The 26,211-nt window shown below is 51.4% G+C and carries 21 protein-coding genes; 16 read left to right on the top strand and 5 right to left on the bottom strand.

All coding sequences use genetic code 11. The annotated features are described in order from the left end of the window. The first annotated feature begins 136 nt into the window (after positions 1–136). Together AC0YOB_RS32705 and fosB are read left to right on the top strand one after the other, a co-directional pair. Positions 137–898, top strand: a complete 762-nt coding sequence (locus tag AC0YOB_RS32705; RefSeq protein ID WP_475796353.1) for a GNAT family N-acetyltransferase — start codon at positions 137–139, stop codon at positions 896–898. Between the two features lie 55 nt (positions 899–953). Next, the gene (fosB, locus tag AC0YOB_RS32700; RefSeq protein WP_475796352.1) at positions 954–1,382 is read left to right on the top strand and encodes a metallothiol transferase FosB; all 429 of its coding nucleotides are present in this window, start codon (positions 954–956) and stop codon (positions 1,380–1,382) included. 89 nt (positions 1,383–1,471) lie between these two features. On the opposite strand, the gene AC0YOB_RS32695 is transcribed toward fosB, so the two are convergent. Together AC0YOB_RS32695 and AC0YOB_RS32690 are read right to left on the bottom strand one after the other, a co-directional pair. After that, entirely contained in the window at positions 1,472–1,927 is a 456-nt protein-coding gene (locus AC0YOB_RS32695) for a GNAT family N-acetyltransferase (RefSeq protein WP_475796351.1), read from the bottom strand. 68 nt (positions 1,928–1,995) lie between these two features. Next, positions 1,996–2,154, bottom strand: coding sequence for a hypothetical protein (locus tag AC0YOB_RS32690; protein WP_475796350.1), 159 nt, complete (start codon positions 2,152–2,154; stop codon positions 1,996–1,998). A gap of 415 nt (positions 2,155–2,569) precedes the next feature. On the opposite strand from AC0YOB_RS32690, the gene AC0YOB_RS32685 reads away from it, so the two are divergent. Together AC0YOB_RS32685 and AC0YOB_RS32680 are read left to right on the top strand one after the other, a co-directional pair. Further along, the gene (locus tag AC0YOB_RS32685; RefSeq protein WP_475796349.1) at positions 2,570–3,016 is read left to right on the top strand and encodes a MarR family transcriptional regulator; all 447 of its coding nucleotides are present in this window, start codon (positions 2,570–2,572) and stop codon (positions 3,014–3,016) included. A gap of 82 nt (positions 3,017–3,098) precedes the next feature. After that, on the top strand, positions 3,099–4,325 hold the full coding sequence (locus tag AC0YOB_RS32680; RefSeq protein WP_475796348.1) for an epoxide hydrolase family protein: 1,227 nt from the start codon (positions 3,099–3,101) through the stop codon (positions 4,323–4,325). A gap of 892 nt (positions 4,326–5,217) precedes the next feature. Here the strand turns inward: AC0YOB_RS32680 and AC0YOB_RS32675 are convergent. Together AC0YOB_RS32675 and AC0YOB_RS32670 are read right to left on the bottom strand one after the other, a co-directional pair. Continuing rightward, entirely contained in the window at positions 5,218–5,613 is a 396-nt protein-coding gene (locus tag AC0YOB_RS32675) for a hypothetical protein (protein WP_475796347.1), read from the bottom strand. Positions 5,614–6,159: 546 nt separating this feature from the next. Then, a complete protein-coding gene (locus tag AC0YOB_RS32670) occupies positions 6,160–6,402 on the bottom strand; it encodes a zinc-binding dehydrogenase (protein WP_475796346.1) in 243 nt (80 codons plus the stop codon). A 758-nt stretch (positions 6,403–7,160) separates the two neighbouring features. Here AC0YOB_RS32670 and AC0YOB_RS32665 point away from each other — a divergent pair. From AC0YOB_RS32665 to AC0YOB_RS32620, 10 genes are all read left to right on the top strand, one after another. Beyond that, on the top strand, positions 7,161–7,331 hold the full coding sequence (locus AC0YOB_RS32665) for a hypothetical protein (protein WP_475796345.1): 171 nt from the start codon (positions 7,161–7,163) through the stop codon (positions 7,329–7,331). A gap of 226 nt (positions 7,332–7,557) precedes the next feature. Next, positions 7,558–11,412, top strand: a complete 3,855-nt coding sequence (locus tag AC0YOB_RS32660) for a glycosyl hydrolase family 2 protein (protein WP_475796344.1) — start codon at positions 7,558–7,560, stop codon at positions 11,410–11,412. 83 nt (positions 11,413–11,495) lie between these two features. Next, entirely contained in the window at positions 11,496–12,764 is a 1,269-nt protein-coding gene (locus AC0YOB_RS32655; RefSeq protein WP_475796343.1) for a ribulose-bisphosphate carboxylase large subunit family protein, read from the top strand. 664 nt (positions 12,765–13,428) lie between these two features. Beyond that, a complete protein-coding gene (locus tag AC0YOB_RS32650) occupies positions 13,429–14,421 on the top strand; it encodes an ABC transporter permease (protein WP_475796342.1) in 993 nt (330 codons plus the stop codon). Positions 14,422–14,447: 26 nt separating this feature from the next. Beyond that, entirely contained in the window at positions 14,448–15,329 is an 882-nt protein-coding gene (locus AC0YOB_RS32645; protein WP_475796341.1) for a carbohydrate ABC transporter permease, read from the top strand. Positions 15,330–15,523: 194 nt separating this feature from the next. Further along, positions 15,524–17,119, top strand: coding sequence for an extracellular solute-binding protein (locus tag AC0YOB_RS32640; RefSeq protein ID WP_475796340.1), 1,596 nt, complete (start codon positions 15,524–15,526; stop codon positions 17,117–17,119). A 177-nt stretch (positions 17,120–17,296) separates the two neighbouring features. After that, the gene (locus AC0YOB_RS32635; RefSeq protein ID WP_475796339.1) at positions 17,297–19,105 is read left to right on the top strand and encodes a sensor histidine kinase; all 1,809 of its coding nucleotides are present in this window, start codon (positions 17,297–17,299) and stop codon (positions 19,103–19,105) included. Then, the gene (locus AC0YOB_RS32630; protein ID WP_210045838.1) at positions 19,077–19,871 is read left to right on the top strand and encodes a response regulator transcription factor; all 795 of its coding nucleotides are present in this window, start codon (positions 19,077–19,079) and stop codon (positions 19,869–19,871) included. Before AC0YOB_RS32635 ends, AC0YOB_RS32630 begins: the two co-directional genes overlap by 29 nt. A 115-nt stretch (positions 19,872–19,986) precedes the next feature. Then, entirely contained in the window at positions 19,987–20,865 is an 879-nt protein-coding gene (locus tag AC0YOB_RS32625; protein WP_475796338.1) for an ROK family protein, read from the top strand. Between the two features lie 581 nt (positions 20,866–21,446). Then, the gene (locus AC0YOB_RS32620) at positions 21,447–22,226 is read left to right on the top strand and encodes an SDR family NAD(P)-dependent oxidoreductase (RefSeq protein ID WP_475796337.1); all 780 of its coding nucleotides are present in this window, start codon (positions 21,447–21,449) and stop codon (positions 22,224–22,226) included. Between the two features lie 1,131 nt (positions 22,227–23,357). On the opposite strand, the gene AC0YOB_RS32615 is transcribed toward AC0YOB_RS32620, so the two are convergent. Next, entirely contained in the window at positions 23,358–23,891 is a 534-nt protein-coding gene (locus AC0YOB_RS32615) for a TetR/AcrR family transcriptional regulator (protein ID WP_475796336.1), read from the bottom strand. Positions 23,892–23,979: 88 nt separating this feature from the next. Here AC0YOB_RS32615 and AC0YOB_RS32610 point away from each other — a divergent pair, with 88 nt between their 5' ends. Further along, a complete protein-coding gene (locus AC0YOB_RS32610) occupies positions 23,980–25,008 on the top strand; it encodes an SDR family NAD(P)-dependent oxidoreductase (RefSeq protein WP_475796335.1) in 1,029 nt (342 codons plus the stop codon). 55 nt (positions 25,009–25,063) lie between these two features. Further along, complete coding sequence (locus AC0YOB_RS32605) at positions 25,064–26,062, top strand: aldo/keto reductase (RefSeq protein ID WP_475796334.1); 999 nt, start codon at positions 25,064–25,066, stop codon at positions 26,060–26,062. The last annotated feature ends 149 nt before the right edge of the window (positions 26,063–26,211 follow it).

Raw genomic sequence — 26,211 nt, 5'->3', positions numbered from 1 at the left:
GTGTTTCATGACAAAATGGGAATAAAATGAAACCAATTGCATGGCACCACCTATGCATTCAAGATTATTGAATCTACAATAAAAGCTATAGGCAACGAAGCTGCTATTGCGGAATGAAGATGAAAAGGGGTGCAATATGACCGCTTCCTATAGGGAATCAGCCCTACAAACCATTCAAACTGTGCTGTCAGCAGATCTTTCTTGCAGCGAGTCGGATTTTCTTGCTGACGGCGTATCCGTTCACAAAGCTGAGATAAGAGAGGGAAGGTTTCATTTTCCAATTCGCGAACATGTGTTAAGCATTGTAACAATGGGCAGAGGGGTCGTTGTTTCAACGAACCCTGAACGATTAGAATGGGCAAGACAAAGTTTTATGCAGCTCGCACGCGGGCAGATATTTTCCACACAATCCATTGCCAAAATGGATGATTATGTGCAAAAAGATCATCAGTATATAGCCGGACCAGTTCAGAAATATGTTTGTTCCAGCGCTGATTTTACAGGGTTTAATATTCCGCAGGGAATAACCGTTTCAACTTATGACCGCAACAACATCACAAATCTCTATGAGCATCAGAATTTTAGAAATGCGCTCTCCTATCAAGCGGACAGCTCCCGTCCTGATATGCTTGCATCGACTGCCGAGTGCGACGGAAAGATTGTAGGCATCGCCGGAGCGTCAGGGGATTGTGAGCGAATGTGGCAGATCGGTGTTGATGTCGTACCCGAATACCAAGGTCTGGGGATTGGCAAAGCCATTGTCGGCACCTTGACCAAGGCGATATTAAATGAGGGTATACTACCCTATTATTCAACCGAGATTAGCAATCTCAAGTCCAGTCAGTTGGCAGTTGGTTTAGGCTTTTGGCCAGCCTGGATTCACTTATATGCCAGGTAACAAACAAACATCATGATAGTGACTCCAGCGAATACGAAGTGCGAAGGAGTGGACAATGTTGAAAATTGGAAGCATGAATCATTTGCTTTTTTCTGTTGCCGATTTAGATCAATCCATTCAGTTTTACAAGGATGTATTTGGTGCAAAGTTATTGGTCAAAGGCAGCAAGCTGGCTTATTTTGACTTGAATGGACTATGGTTGGCATTAAATGTGGAGGACGATATTCCGCGAAATGAAATCCAGTACTCCTATACGCATATAGCTTTTAGCGTGGAAAGCGAAGATTTTGATACCGTGGTAAAAAAACTTGAAGATCTGGGTGTACATATTCTCGCAGGGCGCAAACGGGATGAGAGGGATAAAAGGTCAGTTTATTTCACTGACCCTGATGGACATAAATTTGAATTCCATACGGGTACGCTGCACGACAGGCTTTCCTATTACAAAAACGATAAATCGCACATGATTTTTTATGAGGAATAAACCTGGACACCCTGCAGCAGACAGATTTAAGAATAATCGGATTGCAGGAGCAACTCGTCGATCACCACTAAGATTGCTCCACTTGGCACTTATAATTCCTTTGTCATAAATACGCTGTACGGATCTTCCGTGTAATCAGAGAATGGCCCGCAATATTGAAATTCCAAACTTTCATAGAGTCTTCTGGCCGGGTCGAAAGCATCCATTGAGCCCGTTTCCAGACTTAGCCGCTGATAGCCGCGCCGCCTGGCTTCTTCAATGATATGTTCAAGGATTCTTCTTGCCACGCCCTTTCTCAGATGCGCCGCAGAGGTCCGCATTGATTTTATCTCTCCATGCCGGCCATCCAGCTCCTTAAGCGCCCCGCAGCCAAGCAATTCGTTGTCTTCCCATGCGCTCCAGAAGGTGATATCCGGTTTCTTCAATCCTTCAAGATTCAGGGCATGGATGCTCTCGGGCGGGGAATGAAGCGTCATGCTCTGAAGATGCTCCCCGATTAATGCAGCCACTTCGTTCCCGGTCAGGTCATCCGGTTTAATCTCCATAAAAAATCACTCCGCAGTCTCTATGATTTATTTGACAGGTAATCCGCATCGCTGCAAGCTCCTTAACGCTAACGCTCTTCGGAAGACGGATTGACGGGGCGGAAGACCGTCCAGCCCATACCTTGATGGTTAGAGCTTTGGCTGCTGTCCGGCTCCCTATGGCCGCAGCCGGCAATGGCTGCCATGACGGTTATTATGGCTAAACCCATGAATATTCTTCGTTTCATAGCATCCACCTCTAATAAAATTATCCCATAGGTTTGACCGGTAAAGCAACAGAAAAGCCGCTTTACTGCCCGTTCCTGGCAGACGCCTGATGCCCCCAAGCATTAGGCGTCATTTCGGGTGTCTCGAAAGCGAGTTTATATAACCATTCAGATATCCACCAGAGGATCGAATACTTACGCTGTCAATAATCACAAGCACCTACTCCGAAGCAAATAAAGCGTGAGATGAACGATGCGAATAAGGATGTACTCGTCGAAACGTTAAAAAGCAAAATCAAAGCACTGGGTGACGCAAGTAGAAAACATGATTTCATTGAAATGGGGGCGTGAACCCAACGTCTTTAAGCTGGTTTGGAGTCTTGGTGAACTGAATTCATATTAGAAACTTATATAAGTTTGTGATATAGTTTTATTCATGGAACCTAAAAATAACCTGACTGAGTTGAACGTTAGCGACTTCGCTATGGTGTTCGAGGATTTAACGAGGATTTTCATTCGGTTGCCGTCAATTGAAAAACTAAGCTTTACTACACTTTCCGTCTTGCACACGTTGTCCCTCAAGAGTCCCATGCGGCTTACTGAGTTGACAGTTAATGAGCAAGTTACGCAGTCGGCAATCACACAGTTGGTGACCCGACTTGAACGAGACGGGCTCGTCGAGCGCCGGCCAAATCCAAATGATGGCCGAGTCGTTCAAGTGCATATTACCGCGCTGGGGGCAAATGTTATTGATTCGCGTCGTTTGAATCGCATAACGCAGCTCTCGAAATTCAGTGAAGGGCTCACTCAGGAGGAAAAACAGGCAATTGCATCCGCAATTCCCGCATTGAGGCGTCTGGTCGAACTGGGAACCGATTCGTAGTCTCAGTCGCGGTTGCATTTCCGTTGTTCATACCCGAGTGACGGACGAAACAAACGACAAACGAATACATGGAGGAACACTTATGACAACAGCTCCTTTCGTGCTTGAACCGAGTCCGATCTACGTATCCGATGAGTTACTTGCTGATCTTCAAAATCGTTTAAAATCCACCAGATGGCCTCTCGATGCCGGTAATGATGACTGGTTTTATGGTGTTAGTCGGAACTACCTTGAGCAACTCGTCGACTACTGGATTAACGAGTTTGACTGGCGCAAATCCGAGAAGGCGATCAACGCCTACGAACACTATAAAGTAAATGTTGACGGAGTTCCTGTGCACTTTATGCGTAAACCTGGCGTGGGGCCTAAACCTGTACCATTGATCCTGTCCCATGGCTGGCCATGGACGTTCTGGCATTGGTCCAAGGTCATTGATCCACTAGCGGACCCTGGCGCATTCGGGGGAGATCCGGCTGAAGCATTCGACGTAATCGTGCCCTCACTTCCTGGCTTTGGATTCTCGACGCCACTGCCAAACAACCCAGACATGAACTTTTGGAAAATTGCCGATCTCTGGCATACGCTCATGACCGATACTCTCGGCTATGCGAAATACGCGGCAGGGGGATGCGATGTAGGTGCTCTCGTGACCGGGCAACTGGGACACAAATATAGTGACGAGCTCTACGCAATACATATCGGGTCTGCGCTAAAGCTGAATTTTTTTAACGGGGATCGCGCCTGGGATTTTGCCGGAGGCCGTCCTCTGCCTGATAATATCCCTGAGAGTATTCGATCTAAGATAATGGAATTTGATCGCCGCTTTGCATCGCATCTCGCCGTACACGTTCTTGATCCCAGCACACTCGCATTCGGACTGTGCGACTCGCCAGTTGGAATGCTTGCATGGATCTTGGAACGATGGGTGAAGTGGAGTGACAATAAAGGCAACGTCGAGAATGTCTTTACTAAGGACGACATCCTTACACACGCAACAATCTTCTGGGTAAACAACGCCATCGAAACCTCGATGCGCGTCTATGCGAACAATAACCGATATCCATGGACACCCGATCATAGCCGCTCGCCTGTTATTGAGGCACCAACCGGGATAACCTTTGTGGGCTACGAAAATCCGCCGGGTATCACGACCGAAAATCGCGTACCGAATTTTCTCGACAGCGATCGCGCTCCTTGGTACAACCACGTCAACATTTCCGCTCATGAGCAGGGAGGACACTTCATCCCTTGGGAAATTCCAGACAAGTGGGTTGAGGATTTGCGCCGAACCTTCCGAGGACGTCGATAAAAGATTCAACAGATCAAGCCTTCAATAACGGATTGCGGTTCTTTGGTCGTTTGCTATTGAACTAACCGCGAACGATAGTTAATCATAAAGGGTTCCACATATTAGTCATGCATAATATGTGGAACCCTTTATTTTATTTGATTTTCTTATGATTAGGTCTTGATAATTTTTAATAAAGTACTAGGTTAGGAAAATAAAGTTGTAGACTGATCGTAGTCCGGGGGCATCGGTTCAACGCCATCGGCACACTTCGAAGACACTGGGACCAGCTGCGCGGGGAAGCAGAAGCATGCGCTCATGGTTATTCTTCCCGAAGGCACCGGTTCGGCGCGATCGGCGCACGCACTAGTAATTTCATTGCTGTTCTGAGAGACGTTATATTGTGTACTTTATCCGTTTGTATTTTACAGCTCGTCGTAAAACGCTGCTTGACTTAATTTCATTCATTGTAGACGCTCCGGATACGTAGCTGGCTCTGGTCGGCTGCCATTGTGTTTAATTTAAGGGCAACGATCCTCTTAAGTTGAATAACTCGACAAAAATTGGTCATCGGTATAAGTCACTGTTTATCCTTAAATAGAAATTTTCAACTGTATAGCAGTTTTATTAATTAATAAAAACTTGCGTGTTATTTGAGGAATTGCTTTTTATGATTTTTGACGTAATTGATGGTAATCGCAAAGTATACAATAGCTACGACATTTACTATAACTTCCAAATAAGCTGGAAAGGTATACCACGGTAAAATAAATAGCCAAACAACTACCAAAATTGCTGTAATTACGTATAAGAATTTAAATTTATCAGTCATTTCTATTTTTCTCCTTTAATTTTATATCATTAGATATATTGTTCTGTAAGCCCTTATAGGCCAAACCCAATATTCCAATCCTCATAATGGTCTATCGGCTACATTCACCGGATGAAGCCGGGAGTAGTAAGAACGTCCGATGAAAAGTCCCCCAATGACAAAAATGATAGATTCCAAGATCCCAATCCCATCCGTAGCTAAATACGATGGAATCACTATATTCATTGCGACTTTCAGAGCAACAAACACTATAAGTGTTCCAACTATCCAGAATTTCATTTTGCCATTTCCCATTTTTCCGCTTTTGTTAAGATGTATTACCCACCCTTGAATTAACCCGGATATGAAGCCCAATACAATTATCAACAATAGCAAAATCCACTCTTTCGTTCCAATGTCTTTTATCGTAAGCGCCCACACGACTCCGACAACCAGCAGCATCGCTCCGATAAGAAATATTCTGTCTAAACCTTTCATGGCTATGCAACTCCTTTGTGAAATTTTAAAATAGTACGTCTCCTACTGACCAATCGGCAGCAGCGTTCTTTTTAGAATTAGAGAGGCTGTTAATAAATCTTTTTCAACAGCGAAATAACTTCGTCTAGGGAGCTGAAGCGATACGTCTCTTAACTGAAAATTGGGTAAGCTTCGAATGTCTAAGGCCAGCATTACGTGTCTCCTTAATCAAATTGTGTATTTCGTGTATGCACAATATATCATGAGAGGATTTATTAAGTCAATCTTCAAATGTTTTTTCCATAGGCATTCATTTTTTTATTGCAACAATATAAATTTTCATGGGATCAATCGCCTTGCTTACAGAGAAATCAAAGCGACCGCAGAAGAGTTGTACCAAACCGAAAAGGCTTTCTTCCATCCCCACGCATTGCGCAGCAAAAGCGAATGATTGAGCAGCAGCAGCAGAAGCATTCGCCGCGCAGGTTGTGATTGCCGGTATTGTACGTACGTTCTTTTCCGAAGGAAAAATCGTCCAAATTCACAAGATTTTGCTATCCTGTGCGGTTATGCCGAACTGCAAATATTTCCCTTAGATCCGAGATAGCGGAAGGCCTGTTCAATGACAGGAGGGATGCCTGTAACGTCAACAACCATACCGAAGCCGTGTGGATAGTGCTCGGTGCTCAATTGCTGTTCGATTTCATGGCTCAGGAAAATCTTTGTCGCACCCCATTGCTTCGCCAGTTGAAGCTTGTCAAGGGATAGATCGACAACGACAAGATCGGATGCTCCAGCTATGGGCCGCATCGAGAAGCATTTTGGTCAGATGTGCAGTTGGAAGTTGGACGATGCGCCGAGCCATTGGTGGCGATACGGAAGGGAAATTGTATCTGTCGTTCCAGCTGGAGGAAAAGTGATTGCGTACTTCAAACGCCCGCTGAGTGACTAAACCACCTGGCAACTGCGGGGGCTATAATCACACGGATGCCGCGGATTTTACCGTTTTATCAACTGAAAAAGCCCCATTCACGGGGTTGGAGAAAATAGGTGCCATTACGACGGGTACGATAGCTTAATAAACAAAAGGAAGAAGCTGCCTTCACATCAAGTAGACAGACATCATACTTGAAAAATTCAACGACATAAATATTGAATAATTAGTTCCGTTGATGTACTAATAAAATATCAAGTAAAGGAGGGAATAGAATGCAAGAAGATGAAAAAACACTTTGGACAAACGATGATGGATTTACTATCTGTACCACGAAGAATTATTTGGATATAGAATTAATACACAGTTTCCTCAGTAAGAATTCTTATTAGGTTCAAGGTATCGCCAAGGAGTTGGTCGTTGCATCAATAGAAAATTCTATCCTTTGCTATGGAGTCTATGATGGAAACCCTATTAATGGTCCTGCAAGGCAGGTAGCAAAAAGAAGTCGGTGCATCCGTATGAATTCCCGCACTTGATGAAATGTACACGTCAGTATCGGCAGCTTATCGGGCCGCTGGAATAAAATGCAAGCCATCTTCTCATACTAAGGGAGAAAATGGAGGTGAATGATATGAATGACAATAACGCCGATCCAAAAACACAGCGAGCAGATAATCGTACGGATAAGCATGACAATCAACAGAATGAAGATAATGCCACTGAAGATAATCAGACGCTGACAAGCGATAATGCTGCCGATAAAGTGCCAAGCCTGAATGGTGTTTTCAAAAATAAAGTTTAATCTTCAGCAGGTTTCAAAGTGGCTGATCAGGGTGTTAGAGACCTGATCAGCCATTTTTTTTTGCAGTTATTCTCCCTTTTAGTTTGTAAGATAGGATTTCCACCAATTCAATACCGGTCTCCTCATTAAAAATCAGCATGCGAATATGAAAATCGTTCTCTATAATCTCCTTTTGGGAAGCGCTAACATAATAAATAGTTAACTATGGAAAGCGAGGCTTCTATCGATGAGTTTAGAGCAGATGCAGCAGCGTTTTGCCAAGGCTGATCCCCGTTATGGGCCTGTGCCGTTCTGGTGGTGGAGCGGCGAGGAGATAACCGAGGAGAGAGTGCGTTGGCAGCTTCAGAAATTTCATGCCGGGGGCATGAGAAATATCGGGATTATTCAGCTTGCCCCGACTGGCCCGCAGTACGGCTCCGTCGGCGATCAGCCGGTTTTCTTCAGCGAAGGCTGGTGGAGGTTGTTCGAGGTGGCGCTGCGGGAAGCGGAGCGCCTGGGCATGTATTTGTGGTTCTACGATCAGATCGGGTTCTCCGGCGCCAATCTGCTGGCCCGCATCGTAGCCGATCAGCCGCAGCTTGCCGGCTATCAGCTGCGCCGGTTCCAGTCGGCCGATGAGATTCCCGAAGGCTCTATGCAATTGACCGAGCAGGGCGGCTATATTTATGCGGCGGTCAGGCAGGGCTTCAACTGGCTCGATCCGGAGGCGGCGGGCCTGCTTATTGACCGCATTCACGGGGAATTCGAGCGGCGTTTCCCGCATGACCTCGGCAGGACGCTGGCCGGAAGCTTTCAGGATGAGCTGCCGCCGCTGCCGCTGTGGACGCCGGAAGTATCCGAAGCCTACCGCAAGCGGTATGGAGAAGAGCTTACGCCTTTTATTCCGGCGTTGTTCGAAGATGCACCAGGAGCGGAAACGGTGCGCAGAAGGGTCTACCGCCTGGCCGCGGAGCTTGCGGAGCAGTCGTTCTTCATCCCGGTCGGTTCCTGGCATGAGAAGCATAATATGCTTATCGGCTGCGATCAGGCGGGCCCGGCCAGACGCGTCGAGGTCCATGGCGCGCAGCGGCTGTACCTGGATTATTTTCGGACGCACCGCTGGTACAACTCGGCCGGAGCGGACATGGACGGCGAGATCAAGCCGCATTCCTCGATGGTCCACCTGCATGGCGGCAAGCGGGTATGGCTGGAGGCGTTTCATTCCAGCGGATGGGGCGGCACGCTCGAAGAGACGATGCATTGGCTTGTCCCATGGTTCCAGGCCGGCGCCACGCTGTACAGTCCGCATGCTGTGTATTACAGTACGCGGGGCGGCTGGTGGGAGTGGGCGCCGCCGGATACGGGCTGGAGGCAGCCGTATTATGAGCATTACCCCGTATTCGCCGATACCGTCAGCCGGATATGCGGCCTGCTCAGCGAAGGGACGCATATAGCGGATGTGGCGGTCCACTATCCTTCCTATGCGGTATGCGGGCTGATGACGCTGGAGGATGGCGGCAGGGATGAGCATCCGATGGCTGTATCCAACCGGGTTCCGAATGACGCGGTCGGCCGCATCGATCAGGTGTACAAGAAGCTGACCGGCAGGTGGAACCGCAAGGAGCTTGACGATGCGGGAGAGCTTCGCAGAATCCGCCGGGATTACGATATCGTCGACGATTCCGCGCTTGCCAAGGGATCCTGCGACGGGAATCAGCTTGCCATAGCCGGAGAACGCTTCTCGGTCGTTATGCTGTGCGGAACGACCGTAATGGATGAAGAAGCCAAGCGGAAGCTGGAGGAATGGATCGTCCAGGGCGGCTGGGTCGTTGCGGTTGACGTCCCCGAAGGGGAGAGGCAGCTTGCGGGCGCGGATTATGTGGATACGCCGGAAGAGGCGGCTTTGCTGATCGATGAGCGACTGCCCAGGCGGATTATAGGGGACGGCATGACGCTGCAGCGGCAAACGGACGATGCGGATATTTTCCTGCTGCTGCCGCCGGAAGGCCTGCTGGCGATGCATCAACCGGCCGGGCCGGACGCGGTCATGCCGGGTACGGCGCCATATCGGCTGCGCACAGCCGGTGAGCCCGAGCTGTGGGATCCGGTGACCGGCAGACGCCGGCCGCTTCCCCATAAACGCGCCGGAGAATGGGTCGAGCTGGATATTCCATTCGCTGATTGGCCTGCTGCTCTGATTGTTGCGATGCTGGAGAAGGGTTCCCGGACGATTCAGGAAAATCGTGCGGAACCGGGCGGCCAGCCGGCCCGTTCCGTAAGCCTGGGGGCCGCTGATCCCGCCGAAGCGATACCGGATGGAACAGGCTGGGAGCTGGACGGCCCTTGGAACGTTACGGCCGTACCGACGCTGGATAACCGCTATGGCGATTTCGACCTGCATGACGGGCAGACGGCACTTCTTGGCATTGAGCGCCGTCAGTTCAGGGTCAGTCTGGAGCGCGGCGGATCTGAAGGCGAGCAGGCGGGCTGGCAGCGGCCGGAATACGACGACTCGGCATGGCTCGACAGGCTGTGGAGCGAATCGGCCTACTGGCTGGCTTGCAAAGGAGACCGCTTCCGGGAGGATTCCGCCTGGCCTGTGGTCTACAGCCAAACATTCGGCGATCTGTCCTTCCGTACCTGGGCCGGAAGAATGGGCAGAGTTCCGCGCCGCTATCTGAATCTTGGACGGGCCGGGAAGGGCGAGATCGTCTGGGCGCGGACGCATGTCATTGCGCCGGAAGCCGGACGGTACTGGATTCGGGCGGAGAGCAATGCGGAATTGACCTGCCGCGTGAACGGCCTGGTCACTGAACTTGCCGGCGGCCCCGAGGAGCAGACGGCCTGGGTTGAGCTGGACTCAGGCAGCAATGAGCTGCTGATCCGGGCAGCGGCGCTTTCTTCAGGATTGATCCGGGCCGGAATTGAAGTGAACAGGCAGGCGGGGCAGCCATTGCCCAAATATGTCTATGTGCAGAGCCCGAATTTGAAATCGGCGCTGGCCACCCGATTGAACTGCCCGCCCGATCGTCCAGTACGGCAGGTCCGGATCGAGTTCGCGGCACGGGGCCGGGCCGCTCTCTATGTGAACGGCAGCATCATTACCGAGCATGGCGATTTCAATCCGTATATCCGCCAGGGGCAAGAGGAATTGGATGTCACCCGGTGGTGGCTCAGCGGACTCAATGAGGTCGGAATAACGCTGCCCGAGGGGCGCGGGGAAGTGCTGATAGACGGCATTATCGATTATGAGGACGGGGGAAGGACGGTATTCTGCACCGGGCCGGACTGGCGCGACGAACAAGGACAGCCGCCGCTTGTCTACCATGAAGCGGTGCTGCAGTTCGCCGAGACGGAGACGCTCTGGATCGCGCCGCGTCCTCATCCGCTTAAAGGCGTGGGCTGGCTGATGCCGGATTCCGTTCCGGTGAGCGAGCCCCTGCCGTTCCATGCCGATTCCTCCGCGATCGGCAGACCGGTATGGATCCGCTTCCCTCTTCCGGCGGGAGCGGACCAAATGGAGCTGCGCCATACCGGACGGGCGCGGATTTGGCTGAACGGCTCAGAGATTGCGCTGCGCGGCGGCAAAGCGGTATTCGCCCCGCAGTCTGCCGGAGCATGCATTGCCGTCCGCATCGAGCCGGACGGCGCCGAATCCGAAGCGGCGGTGCTGACAGCGCCGATCCGCTTCCGCACCTCGCAGGTGCGCGGCGAGCTGGGGGACTGGCGCACAGCGCTTTGTTTGCCGCATCATAGCGGTGTTGTGGAATATGAGCATGCCTTCCGTACGGACAAGCAGGGCGTTTTCATCCTTGACCTCGGACATGTCCGGGGAACGGCGGAGGTGTGGATTGACGGCAGGCCTGCCGGCGTTCGTTTATGGCGGCCATACCGGTATGCCTGCGGCAGTCTGGAAGCGGGTCCGCACCGGCTTCGCATACGCGTGACCAACACGCTTGGCACCCACTATGAAACCGGCCGGCCATCCAGCGTAGTCGGAGCGAACAACGCCATCATGTACTGGACCCGTAAGGATGAATCCGCATGGCAGCCGATCTTCCCGTCCGGAGGGTTGTATGGACCGGTGAGGATCAGTGAGTAGCGGGATAATTTGAGATGTCCCGGGAGCGGTGCCTGCTCTCCGCCGCTCCCATCCAACGATTAGGAAGAGAGGAGAGTCTGTCATTGAAGCAAAATCAGGAACGCGTAGTCGCGGTTTATCTGGTGGAAACGCCGTATTCCCTGGAGCACGCCGCCGGGATATTGGCAGGCGAGCAGTCGACGGGCACCTTCACGGAGGTGCCGGGAGAAACGGATGATCTGAAGCGCGAATTTGGCGCAGTAGTGGAAGGCATCCGTCCGCTCGAAATTGTGGATGTGCCGTCACTGCCGGGCGCGAGTGTTCCGGCCGGTCACGGCGGCGGCTACCGCAGGGGAGAAGTGAGGATTTCCTTCCCGCTCCATAATTTCGGGCCGTCCATCCCCAATCTGATGACGGCGGTGGCCGGAAACCTGTATGAGCTGCAGGAATTGTCCGGGCTTCGTCTTCTCGATCTCGAGCTGCCCGAAGCCTTCGTCCATGCCTACCGCGGACCCCGGTTCGGCATTGAAGGGACAAGGGAATTGTGCGGCGTATCGGGCAGGCCGATTATCGGGACCATCGTCAAACCCTCTGTCGGGCTGCCGATGGAGGCGCTCGGCCGGCTGATTACAGAGCTTGCCTTATCCGGACTGGATTTCATCAAGGACGATGAGCTGAACGCGGACCCTCCTTATGCGCCGTTCGCGCTGAAGGTGGAGGCGGTGATGAAGGCGGTCCGCCGCGCGGCGGACCGGACGGGCAAGCAGGTTATGTACGCCTTCAACATTACGGGGGATATGGACCAGATGCGACGCAATCACGACCAGGTGGTTCAATCGGGAGGCAGCTGCGTGATGGCAAGCATCAACAGCATCGGCTTCACGGCCCTGACCGAGCTGAGCCGGTACAGCGAGGTGCCCATTCATGGGCACCGCAATCAGTGGGGGATGCTGACGCGCTGTCCTCAGCTGGGTATGGATTTTTGCGTCTACCAGAAGCTGGCCCGCCTTGCCGGAGCCGATCATATCCATGTGAACGGCTTGCGCAGCAAGTTTTACGAGAGCGACCAGTCCGTCATTCATTCGATCCGCTCCTGTCTGACGCCGCTTGGGGATACCCGGCTGCCTATGCCGGTTATTTCTTCCGGGCAGTGGGCCGGGATGGCGGTTGATACTTACGCAGCGACTGGCACCGTCGATGTAATGCATTTGGCGGGCGGAGGCATTCTGGCGCATCCGGACGGACCCACGGCGGGAGTGGAAAGCATGAAGCTCGGGTGGGAGGCGGCTGTCAAAGGCGAGTCGTTGGCTGCGTATGCGGCCAGACATTCCGTTCTGCAGCGCGCCGTCGACAAATTCGGCGCCAAATCATGAAGGAGCGGCACGCCAGCAAGGAAAATCCTGCTTCTAAGCACGCTGCCCTCGGGATATGACCCTGTAAGCGGGAAAAACCGCGCTGCGGTCCTGAGCCCGGGCCAGTCAGGCAGCAAACGGCACGCCAGCAAGGAAAATCCTGCTACTAAGCATGCTGCCCTCGGGATATTACCCTGTAAGCGGGAAAAACCGCGCTGCGGCCCTGAGCCCGGGCCAATCAGGCAGCAGGCGGCACGCCAGCAAGGAAAATCCTGCTTCTAAGCACGCTGCCCTCGGGATATGACCCTGTAAGCGGGAAAAACCGCGCTGCGGCCCTGAGCCCGGGCCAGTCAGGCAGCAGGCGGCACGCCAGCAAGGAAAATCCTGCTACTAAGCATGCTGCCCTCGGGATTTGCCCCTGTAAGCGGGAAAAACCGTGCTGCGGCCCTGAGCCTGGGTCAATCAGGCTGCAAACGGCACGCCAGCGGTGATCCTTAAACTAGTCTATTTACAGGCTCGCTTCGCTCCTTGCGCAGGTTATCTCACACTGGAAGCGGTTTCTTAAAAATCGACATGCTTTTCTTATTTTTGTTCAATTTCGCATCAAAGCCAGCCTCTGTAAGATAGAGATACAGCATGGCAGCGGTTTCAACTTTATTGTGGCTTCGGAAAGGAGAGGAAGGCCTTGAGCGCAGAATTAAAACAATCCCCCTTGATAACCGCCTCCTCGCAATCGGCTTCCTCCGGTTCGGTCTGGAGGCGTTTGAAAAAAGAGAAATATCCGCAGATCTTCGTTTGGATCGGGATTCTCCTGCTTGTCATTTTTCACTTCCTGCCTCTGTTCGGAATTCTGATGGCCTTCAAGGATTATTCGGTCACGGATGGCATCCGCGGCATTTTCACAAGTCCGTGGGTCGGGTTCAAATATTTCGAGGAGTTTTATAACGACTACCAGTTTCACAATATCGTGCGCAACACATTGGCCCTTAGCCTGCTCAAATTGGTTTTTACTTTCCCGGTCCCGATCCTGTTTGCGCTGATGCTCAATGAGGTCAGGATTCACTGGTTCAAGCGGACTATACAGACTGTCAGCTATCTGCCGCATTTTATTTCCTGGGTTGTCGTATACGGGTTTATCGTCGTTTTCCTTTCCGGAGAATCCGGCATGGTCAATCATTTTCTCATGTCGGTGGGCATTATCGATGAACCGATCGGCTTTCTGACCAACCCGGATCATTTTTGGGGCTTGGCGGTGGGAAGCGCGATCTGGAAGGAAATGGGCTGGTGGACGATTATTTTTCTCGCTGCGGTATCGGGAATCGATCCTTCCCTGTACGAGGCGGCGCAGATTGACGGGGCTGGCCGGTTATCGCGGATTTGGCATGTAACCCTCCCCGGCATTAAGGGAACAATCGTCGTCGTCTTGATTCTTGCCCTGGGCAGCCTGCTCGGTGGAGGGCTGGTCGGTTCGAATTTCGAACAGGCGTTTCTGCTGGGGAATCCGCTTAATGCCGACAAATCGGAAATTTTGCAGACGTACGCGTTTCGGATGGGGCTTGCGCAGGGGCGTTATTCCTTCGCAACCGCCATTGATCTGATCCAATCCGTTATTTCGATAGTATTGATTCTCTCCAGCAACTTCATCGCGAAGAAAACGACGCAATCGGGTCTGTTCTGACCGCTAACGAGAAAGGAGGCAGCATCTTGGCTAAACGCACCTTGGAGGACTGGCTGGTTGACAGCGTTAACTATATATTGATGGTCCTTGTTTTTCTCATCACCTTCTATCCGTTTTTCTACCTGCTTGTCGTTTCCTTCAACAAGGGGATGGATACGGCCCTCGGCGGCGTTTATTTTTGGCCGCGGGCCTTTACCCTGGAGAATTACAGCACATTTCTGAATGATCCCGACTGGATCAAGGCATTCTTCGTCAGCGCAGCAAGAACGGCCGTCGGCGCAGCTCTCGGGTTGTTCGTCACCTCGCTGGTCGCTTACGGCTTGTCCGCCAGGCAGCTGCTGTTCAAAAAATTCTACTACATGCTGTTTATCGTCGGGATGTACGTATCGGGAGGCTTGATTCCCTACTACGTGGTTCTCCGCCAGCTCCATCTGCTGAATACGTTCTATGTCTTTGTGATCCCGACGATGCTGAACATCTTCTTCCTGATTATCGCCGTTTCGTTCTTCAGGGATCTGCCGCCCGAGATGGAGGAATCGGCCAAAATCGACGGAGCCAGCGAATGGACGATTTTCAACCGGATTATTTTGCCGGTATCGAAGCCGCTCCTGGCCACGATGGCCTTGTTTCTGGGCGTGTCGCAATGGAACTCATGGCTGGATTCGGCCTACTTTGTATCGAGCGACAATTTGCGGACGCTGACCTTCCGGATGATTGAAATCATCAACAAGGGCAATATTCCGCTGGACAGCCGCAGTGCGGAATATGCGTCCCAGGTAGCCCAGGTTACCCCGTTTTCCCTGCAGGTTACGGCGATGGTCATCGCGGTTGCGCCTATCATATGCGTGTATCCGTTCCTGCAGAAATATTTTGTGAAAGGCACGACAATCGGAGCCGTCAAAGGTTGAACGAACTAAGCTGGTATATTAAATGGAATGGCATTCACTGATTCATCCATTCCATCGATATAGATTTTTAACTTTATAGAGATAATAAAGGGTTACGCCATTAAATCTCTATAAAGGCTGAGGGAAGAAGCCTGCCTCAGCCGCCGGAAGACGGCGGAGCCGGCTCTTCTTAACCGATAAAGGGAGGAAATAAAATGTTTACCACAAAGAGATGGCTTGGCGTTCTCGTTGTACTCTGTCTGTCACTATCGCTCGCCGCTTGCGGCGGCGGCAATAATGGCGCTGGCAATGCCGGCAGCGGCAATGAGCCGCCGGTGAGCAGCAATGCGCCGGCATCCGGTAATGGGGAAGACAGCCCGCAGGCTCAGAAGACATTAACCATGTTTGTCGATTTTCCGTGGTGGCCGATGAGCGATTGGAGCGGAAAAATCCCGGAAGCCATCACGACGGCAACGGGTGTCACAATCCATGTTCAGGTGGCCTCCGACGCCAATCAGCTGCCGCTGATGATCGCATCCGGCGAGCTGCCGGATCTGGTGTTTACGTACGACCATATTTCCAAAATGTCGGATTCCAAGGTTTCCTACCCCTGGCAGGAGCTGATCGACAAGTATACGCCTGATTTCAAGATCGACGACCTGACCAAGGCCGTCAACACGGTGTCCGACGGCAATTATTATACGGTGCGCGATGGATTCTCTCCGCCAGGCGAACTGGCCAAATATCCCAAAGCTCTGTTCCGGGGAGGCGGCATGGCGCTGCGTACGGACATCATGGAGGAAATCGGCAATCCCGAGATCAAGACGCTGGATGATTTTCTGAATGTGCTCGGCACGGTCAAGGAGAAATACCCGGATATGACGCCGCTTGCGCTTACGCCCGGACAGATTGATTCTTATTTCCGTCTGCAGCTCGGACTGCCGCGTTTCGGCTTCACGGAGGTCGAAGGCAAACCGGCTTATTTCATCAGCGAACCCCGCCAGCTGGAATACTATCAATTTATGAATGAATTATATACGAGAGGATTCATTACCGCCGACCAGTATACCTGGAAGGATCCGAATCAGTCCAAGCAGCTGGCGCTGACTGGGAAGGCGTTTGCCTGGGAATATACCGAAACGGCGGCAGAAACGCTTAACGCCGAGCTTGCGAAGAACGGGGCGGCGTTCACGTTTACGCAGCTTACGCCCATGCTTACGGACAAGGCCGCGCTGATTAACAACAATCCCGGATGGGCAGGAGTATTCGTGACGAAGAGCAGCAAGGATCCGGAAGCGGCGATCAAGTTCATTGAATACATGCGCAGCGACGAGGGTACGCGTCTTGGCGACTGGGGCATCGAAGGCGAGGATTACAAGATGGCGGATGGCGGCTATCCGGTATTCAGCTACAATACCAACGATTTGGATGTTGTGAAGAAGAACGGATTTGTGTATTGGGGTCTCCTGGCGGATACCTACATTACGCAAGGGCTGGCCCGTTACCAGCCGGAGAATCAGCCGCAATCCACCGCCGCGATGGAAGCGATGACCAAGGTGTATCAATCCGATCCGCTGCTCGGTACGCTTGTGCCTGAAGTCGGGTCGGAGGAAGCGGTCATTCAATCCAATATCGACAATATGATCAAGACGGCGGAAGCGAAAATTTATCTGGCCAAATCCAAGGAGGAGGCGGTTAAGGCCTATAATGAAATGATGGATCAAGCACGTAAAATCGGTTTGGACAAACTGAACGAATGGGCGGTCAAGCGTTACGGGGAAGCCCAAAGCAGAATCGATACGAATCAATAAGAATCATAAATAAAGGCGGAGACAAGCATGCCATGCTTGAGCTCTGCCCTTTATTGCTTTTTGTTCTCCAGGTCAAGGAATAACTTTCCTTCGGCCATTTGCGATTGTTTCGACTGTGAAAACCATGTAAGATGAAAATCACAGCTAGTCAATTCAAGGGAAAAGTAGTGAGCGCTTTTGACGCTTTTTCATAAAATGATGCAGCGCTTCCGCGATATGCGGATCGCGAGCAAAATGTTTGCCGGTTATTTCGTGCTCGTCCTGCTGCCGACGATCGCCTTCAGCTCGATTTTTTACAATCAGTTTTACACCAATATTTTCAAGGATTATTCTCAAAGCAAGCAGCATCTGATCGAGCAGGCGGCGGGCAGCCTTGAGGTCAGCCTTGCGCAGACGGAATCCATTTATAATTTGTTTCAATACAATCCGGAGGTTATCGATTATATCGGCGGTCACTACATGTCCGACGCGGATCAGGTGTACAATTATCTCAAAAGCATCCGTCCCGTATTCAACTTCGCTTATTCCGGCAATTCCTCCATCAACTCGGTGCGGCTCTATATGTATAACGAGCATGTGCTGCCGGTTGCAAGCGAGGTGGGGTACTACAGCGATTTGAAAAATACCGATGTGATCAGCAGACTGAAAACGCTTCCCATGAACAAGGGCTTATGGATCGTCGAAACCCATCAGACGGATACGATCCCATCCATGACGTATTACCAGAAAATATACGACAGCAGCTTCTCTATTGAGCTTGGCATTATGGAAGTCAATGTGAAGCCCGGCATTACACAGGATTTTTTCAATTCGGTCTCCTCGGTTCCGGACCGCAATATTATGTTTTTCCAGGAGGACCGGATTCTTTACCGCGACATGAATATGATGCTCTCCGAGGGGCAGACGACCGCGATTCTGGATCGGCTGCAGAAGCAGCCGGGATTTTATTACTGGAGCGAGCACAAGCTCTTCGTCAATTCGGTAGCCGTACAGGGTCTGCCCTTCCGCATTTTGCTGATTAACGGAATTGACGAGGCCTTCTCGGATATGAGGGAGAAGACGGTCGGATTTGCCGTCATCATTATCGGGCTCTTGGCGCTCTTGTCTCTTATTTACTATCTGACCGTGTCGATGCTGACCAAGCGGATCGTTCGTCTGGCCAAGCATATGCGCAGGGTCGATCAGAATAATTTGATGGAGTATGCGGGAAGAGTGGATCAGGACGAGGTCGGCCTGCTTACGGTTTCGTATAATTCGATGATCCGGCGGATCGACGATCTGCTCAACCGGGTCCACCGCGCCGAGCTGATGAAGAAGGAAGCCGACTATCAGGTGCTTCAGGCGCAAATCAAGCCGCATTTTCTCTACAACACACTGGAATCGATCCGGATGCTGGCCGAGCTGAACGATGACGAGGAAGTCGTGGAGGCCATCTATACATTCGGGCGGCTGCTGCGCTACAGCCTGTCCTCCGGCGAGAACGACACGCCGCTGGAGGAGGAGATCGAGAACATCAAGCATTATTTGCAGGTGCACAAGATACGCATGGAGGATAAGCTGCATTTCCGGTTCCGGGTGGAAGCCGAAGTCCTGACGGTGCGCTGTCCGCGGTTTATTTTGCAGCCTCTCGTCGAGGATTGCATTGTGCACGGCTTGAGCAAAACCCGCAGGGGCGGAACGATCGATGTCCATATTTGGCAGGAGAATGAACGCATTCATATCGCCATTGCCGACGACGGGGCGGGGATGCCGCATGACCGGCTGGAGATGATTCGCGGCGTGCTGGCGAGGCGCATAAACAAGGATCTGCTGCAGTCGACCGGGTCAGGTATGGGACTGTATAACGTAAGCGAGCGAATGAAGGCCTATTTCGGCGAGGACAGCATCTTCGAGATTGAGAGCAGGACCGGCGAAGGTACGTGCTTCACGCTTATTTTCCAAATCAGGAGGGATTCCCATGCTGAATCTCATGATCGTGGACGATGAACCGATTATCATCAAGGGACTCACCAATATCGTGGAGAAATCCAATATCCCGTTCAAGGAAATCGTCAATGCCTGCGACGGGCTGGATGCGCTGGAGAAAATGGCCGCGTTCAAGCCCGATCTGATCATTACGGATATCGAGATGGCCGAAATGAACGGGCTCGACCTGATCCGCGAGGCGCAGGACAAGCAGCTGTGCAAGCGCTTCATTATCCTTACGGGATATGAAGAGAAAATTTATTTGCGGGAAGCGATCCGGCGCAAGGTGATCGACTATCTGCTCAAGCCGATCAATAAAGCGGAGTTTCTTAATCTGCTGTCGGAGGTGTGCCTGGAAATTGTGCATGAGCAGAGCGCGAACCGTCCGAAGGCGGCTCTGGCCGAGGAGAGCCCGCTGCTCCCGGAGGGAAAAAGATGCCAGATGTCGCGCAATATCCGCAGAGTCGTCGAGTACATTGACCGGCACTTCACTCAGGACCTGTCCCTCGATATGATCGCGGTTCATGTCGAGCTGCATCCGAACTATATCAGCGGCTTATTCAGGAAGGAAACGGGTCTTACCTTCATTCATTACCTGCATTTATGCCGGATCAGGAAGGCCAAGCAGCTGATGCTCTCCGACGAGGATATCTCCTTTCAGACGATTTCGGAGGAGGTCGGGTATGAGAATGTCCGCCATTTTTTTACCGTGTTCAAGAAATATGCGGGCGTGACGCCCGGCGAGTTCCGCGAGCTGTACCGCCAGACGCTGCGCGAGATCCATTAGCCGGATTTTCAAAAAGCCCCGCCTCATTGTCAAAGGGTAGCTTGTCCTTTATTATGGTACTTGTGCATCGAACCAGTGAAGAATCTATCCTTACCCTATAATGGAGGACAATTGAATGCGTATCGGAGCAATAGAAGCGGGCGGAACCAAATTTGTATGCGGAATCGGCAATGAGCATGGCGATGTGGAGGATCGGGTCAGCTTTCCGACGGAGCAGCCTGAGGTTACGCTTGCTAATGTCATTAATTATTTCCGCGATAAACAGGTTGAGGCGATCGGAGTCGGCACTTTCGGGCCGATCGATATCGATCCATCCAGCCCGACATACGGCCATGTAACGACTACCCCCAAGCCAGGCTGGGGCGGCTATGATTTTCTGGGAACGCTGAAGAAGGAGTTCGACGTTCCGTTCGGCTGGGACACGGATGTGAACGCCGCGGCGCTTGGAGAGGCCACCTGGGGCGCAGCCAAAGGCCTTGACAGCTGCATCTACTACACGATCGGAACCGGCGTAGGCGTAGGCGTCTATACGGAGGGCCGCCTGGTGCATGGACTTGTGCATCCGGAAGGCGGTCATGTGCTGGTGCGCCGTCACCCGGAGGATGCTTACGAGGGCTTCTGCCCGTACCACGGCGATTGTCTGGAAGGCATGGCGGCAGGTCCGGCCATCGAGAAGCGCTGGAAGGTGAAGGCGAGCGAGCTTCCGGTGGATCACCCGGCATGGGCGATGGAGGCATTCTATATCGGACAAGCCGTAGCAGGCGCGATACTCCTGTTATCGCCCAAGAAGATCATTCTGGGCGGCGGCGTCATGCATCAGCTGCAGCTGTTCCCGCTCATTCACGCGGAAGTGCAGCGCAATTTGAACGGCTATGTGAATCACCCCAGCGTCAAGGAAGGCATCGCGGAATATATCGTGCCGCCAGGACTTGGCGACAATGCCGGATTATGCGGCTCGGTGGCGCTTGGTCTTGAGGCGCTTAAGCGGGGCTAATCCATATTTCAGGCTTATGAGGAGCCGGTTCCTGATGTACAGGAACCGGCTTTTCATTATTTATAGTTTATATAATTATTCTGATTCAATATTGGGGTGAATTAAGAATGAGTACATTTAAAGAACAGGCATTGGAAATTGTTAATGATTTGAATAAGTGTAGAGCTGGTTGGATGCGATTTGTACATATGAACAAAATACTTTATAAGCTCTACTTAAATGAATCATCGAAAAAACCAATTAATTAGAAACGCTCATTGGATTGTGTCACAATTATATCTCTCATTATTTGAGTCAATTACAAATGGCTGCTGAATTTTCAGCAGCCATTTTATTTGGTGGTAGTGGGGGCAAATTCACAGGAGCGGCTGGGATGAGAAGGACGGATCGCTCCAAACGGATTCGACTATCGGAACGCAAGTACTTGAAGAACACCTCTAACATCGTCTCAATAATATGGAGGTTCTTTTTTATTGTCCATATTTCCATTTTATACACTTTACAAACTTTGTCTACTTGTATAATATGTACAGATAGATGATTTATGATAATTGTCTAATCGAAATTAGGAGGACAAGATTTTGAAACAGACAACCACACAACAGTTCGCTGGAAAGACTGCTCTCGTCACTGGTGGAGGCTCCGGTATCGGCCGGGCTGCTGCAATCGCGCTGGCAGCAGAAGGATGCACCGTTACCGTAGCAGGTCGCACTGCTGCGACTCTGGAAGAAACGGTCAAACTCGTTGAGACTGCCGGTGGTAACGCCAGGTACGTCGTCACTGACGTACGTGACGAGGATGCGGTGCGCCGTGCGGTAGAGGTTGCTGCCGGCGATACAGGGCGTCTCGACTTTGCTGTTAATAGTGCAGGCGTCGACGGCGGCGATTACGCCCGTCCACTCATCGACTATTCCACCGATACCCTCGATCTGATGCTCTCCACGAACGTACGCGGGATGTTCTACTCCATGAAGTACGAGCTGGAACTCATGAGCGCTCAGGGTCACGGATCGATCGTGAATATCTCCTCAGGGGCTGGTCTCGCGGGAGTCCCGGGGTATTCCGGATATGTCGCGTCCAAGCATGCCGAAATCGGCCTGACTAAGAGCGCCGCTCTCGACTACGCCAGCTCCGGCGTCCGCGTCAATGCAGTCTGTCCGGGCTTGGTGAACACGCCGCTCATCGCAAACATGCTCAAGGACAACCCTGATTGGAGCGAAGCGTTGATCGCCGCGCATCCACTCGGCAGGATTGCCGAACCGGAAGAGATCGCCGACGCGATCGTTTGGCTGTGCTCCAACAAATCGAGTTTCGTCACCGGTATTGGCTTGCCCGTAGATGGCGGCTACTTAGCGCACTGATTCCAGATCGAAATTTTCCTCCGGATTAAGAAGTCATTTATCTGGTACAGTAAATATGGCATAAATCAAGAGTAAAGATGTTGCTAAACTTCATACGTAGATGTAAGACTGAAATTGTAGCCAAGACAAAGAACATCAACGCAGTTCATTACACTTGTCAGAATCGTAAGTTTGAGAATCTGTCTTATAATTATAAACATTGGTATTTATTCATTTATCTGTATTGGATAGAATATGCCGGAGTCTCATTACTGCTGATGAGCAGCCGCCTCGGAGCATTTCAAGAAGAAACTGATGAACCAATCCGTAATCAATTTAATACGAATGTATTCGGTTTGATGAATGTACTCGCGCTGCCTTACCGGCGAGAAAGCACTCGCCGCAACGGCAGCTTACAGCGAATCCTCCGTCGGAGTTCGCAGCTGGCTAACTGGCGTGGACGGTGCTCAACCGGGGGACACGGAACATGCGGCGGATATAAGGAATAAGCTTGTTGAGACCGGGAGCCCGCCGTTTCATCGAGTCCTGGATGCCAAGGATAAGATCGGCTTGCTATACAGCAACATCGAGAGATAGGCGGATGTTACCATCTCCGGAGACATCGGGGGTCCGGTAGCGAACTCTTTCCCTCAGTAAATCTTATATCTTGCGATAAAATAGAAAGAACCGTCAGGAATCCTGGCGGTTCTTTATTTTACGGTATAGATATCTTGATTGTCCAACCGACAATTATACCAAGAATATATAGCGTACCACCGGATTGGCGGAATTTTTATTTTAACGACAAGGATTTCGTTTGCCGCGCGGGCGGGAAGGCTTCTTACAGGCGTCGCTGAGACGGACAAGGAGGAGGTAGGACCGTGATTGTATCCGCGCGTGATTATTCTCCCGGCGTGCTTCAATGCACTTTAACGGAAGTATTTACAATCTGAACGTAAGTTATTCTTCCTTTGCTCGATAACCTGACGGAAGTCCAAACGGAACTGAAAAAAAGAAGCAAGAAAACGAACGCTTTACCTATGAAGGCGGTTGATAGCTTGAACATCCGCCTTTGTCCGCCAGCTCGTTCAGATCGACGTTTTTGCCATCAGGAGCAGTGCGGTTTCAAACGCATCTCGGTAGAGCGGATCGTTATTGACCGGTAGAGACAATACGGAGCAAGTCATGAATCAGATTACGAAGCTCATCCGAGCTGGTAGCAACCGATTTAAAGCCGCGCAATGCGCCTGTTAACAGATGTGCCAATCTCATTGGCGGAATGCCGCTCGCGGCGGTAGGGTACACTTCCAGCAAAGTGGCCAGCAATGCTTCCAATTTTCCATAGCTCACGTCCAGCGCCTCCCGAGCAAATTGGTAAGAGCTGTCCGTTATTTCTTTATATTCAGGCGAGTGCTGTGAATCGTCAAAGTTACGGATCGCCCATACTTCAAAGGCGTATAAGATTTTGTCCTCCTTCGTTTTATGTGACAACAGCCCTTCCTTGATCTCCTCAATGAGGAGGTTGCCATGGTGAACAATCGCGGCGTTAAATATTTCCTCCTTATTCTTAAAGTACAAGTAGAGACCTGCACGGGAAATGCCAGCGGTCTCCGCAATGTCGTTCATCGATACGCGCTTGTAACCGTATTTGAAGAACACCTCTAATGCCGTCGCAACAATATGCATCTTCTTATTATCATCCATATCTCCATTTTATACACTTTACAAACTTTGTCCAGTGGTCTATTATATACACATAGACATTTTATGTTTTATGTCTAATTCCACTTTAAAGGAGCAAAGAGAATATATGACGACCGAACAAAAGCCGTTGCAATCGGGATACGGACCTGAAACCACCGCTCAAGAAGTACTGGCTGGACAAGACCTCAGCGGAAAAGTGGCCATCGTCACAGGCGGATACGGAGGAATCGGGTTGGAAACGACACGCTCGCTTGCCGGCGCCGGCGCCACCGTCATTGTCGGTGCCCGTGATGTCATTAAAGCGCAGAAAGTGCTCGCTCCACTGAAAAATGTCGAGGTGATCCGGCTCGATCTTGCGGATCCTTCCTCAATCGACGAGTTCGCCGCCGTCTTCCGGAGTTCCAATCGTGCGCTCGATGTCTTGATTTTGAATGCTGGCGTCAGCTTTCCTCCGACAATTAAAGATTCACGAGGATTTGATACCCATTTCGCGACGAATTATCTAGGGCATTTTCAACTGACGGTAGGCTTATGGGAAGCGCTGAAGCGCTCGGGGAACGCTCGAGTCGTCGCACTTTCGTCAATCGGCCATATGACAGGACCGATCGATTTTGATGATCTGCATTTCACCAAGAGGCCGTATGACAAGGTTGTCTCCTACGGCGAGTCGAAGACCGCGTGCTCGTTGTTTGCCGTTGAGCTCGATAAACGAGGACGAGAGCACGGAGTGCGCGCTTTTGCGGTTCATCCCGGCGCCATCCTCTCGGGTTTGACCCGACACTTGAGCGATGAGGAATTGGCTGCTTGGGGCGTAATACGGAACGAGGACGGCACCTATACGTCTTCCGGAGGCTTCAAAACCGCTGAGCAAGGCGCCGCGACATCCGTATGGTGCGCAGTCAGTCCGATGCTGAACGGAAAAGGTGGCGTCTATTGCGAAGACGGCGATATCGCGGAGGTCATACCGCCTGACAGCCCGCTGCAGCGTGGGGTACGTTCGTGGGCCATCGATCCTGCGTTGGCCGAAAGGCTTTGGACGACCAGTGAGGATCTTCTGCACATTCCTCATGGACAATCAATTCCCCGGAGTCGTGATTGACTCCCGTTGTTAAAAAAAATGATTACTAATTTTGAGAAACGTAAGGAGACTAAAAATGAAATCAGTAGAATTGGGAACAGCGGGTTTAAAAGTGAGTATAGAAGGCTTGGGCTGCATGGGCATGAGTACGACCTATGGCTCGAGTAATGACGAGGAGAGCCTGGCTACGCTTCGCCGAGCCATCGAGCTCGGTATCACTTACTTCGACACAGCAGAGGTTTATGGGCCTTTCCACAACGAGGAACTACTTGGACGCGCATTCGCAAGCATTCGTGACCGTGTAGTCATTTCGACCAAGGTCGGATTCGGCTACACTGATGACGGACAGCTCAAAATCATCGACGGCATACCTGTCGTGAATGGCAAACCAGAGTACATCATCGGGGCAATCGAGGGGTCACTGCGCCGGTTGAAGACAGAGTACATCGACCTCGTATATCTTCACCGCATCGATCCGAAGACACCAATCGAGCAAACAATTACGGCGATGAGCAAACTGGTCACGGACGGTAAGATTGGCCATATCGGTCTGTCAGAGGCATCTGCAGACACCATCCGACGAGCTCACGCTGTTCACCCCATTACTGCCGTTCAGACCGAGTATTCCCTATTCGAGCGCGGTGTGGAGTCAAACGGCGTGTTAGAGACGGTGCGTGAGTTAGGCATTGGCTTTGTTCCTTATTCGCCGCTAGGACGCGGGTTTTTGACCGGTCAACTTAAAATCGATCAACTCGAACCTACCGACTTCCGTAACTTTGACCCTCGGCTAAGCGGAAAGAACTTAGCGTCCAACATGCGTATCGTCGAGGCGATCAGTCTAATCGCTAAAGAGAAGGGAATTAAGCCCTCACAATTGGCCTTGGCTTGGACGATCGCACAGGGTGGCGTCCCGATCCCCGGTACCAGACGGATTAAGTATCTGGAGGAAAATGTCGCCGCTGCGGATATCATTCTGTCTAAAGAAGAGTTGGCCAAGCTCGACGAAGTCGCCCCCGTCGGAGTCACATCTGGTGACCGCTATGACAAAGGCTTTATGACGCAACTAACCCTTTAAGCCATTAGCCCAATATTCGGATTCAATACAAACAGGAAATACGTTTCACCGCAGCGGTAGAAGCCTACCGCTCTAGAGGACTGGATCAAACGGTGCTAGCACATGTATTAGGTGTCGTACAACATGAACGAAATGGATTAAAGGAGAAT

The organism is Paenibacillus sp. JT31N17, from assembly GCF_056269255.1.
Note: the sequence above shows the minus strand (reverse complement) of the source record. Positions and strands in the feature narration are given on the sequence as shown.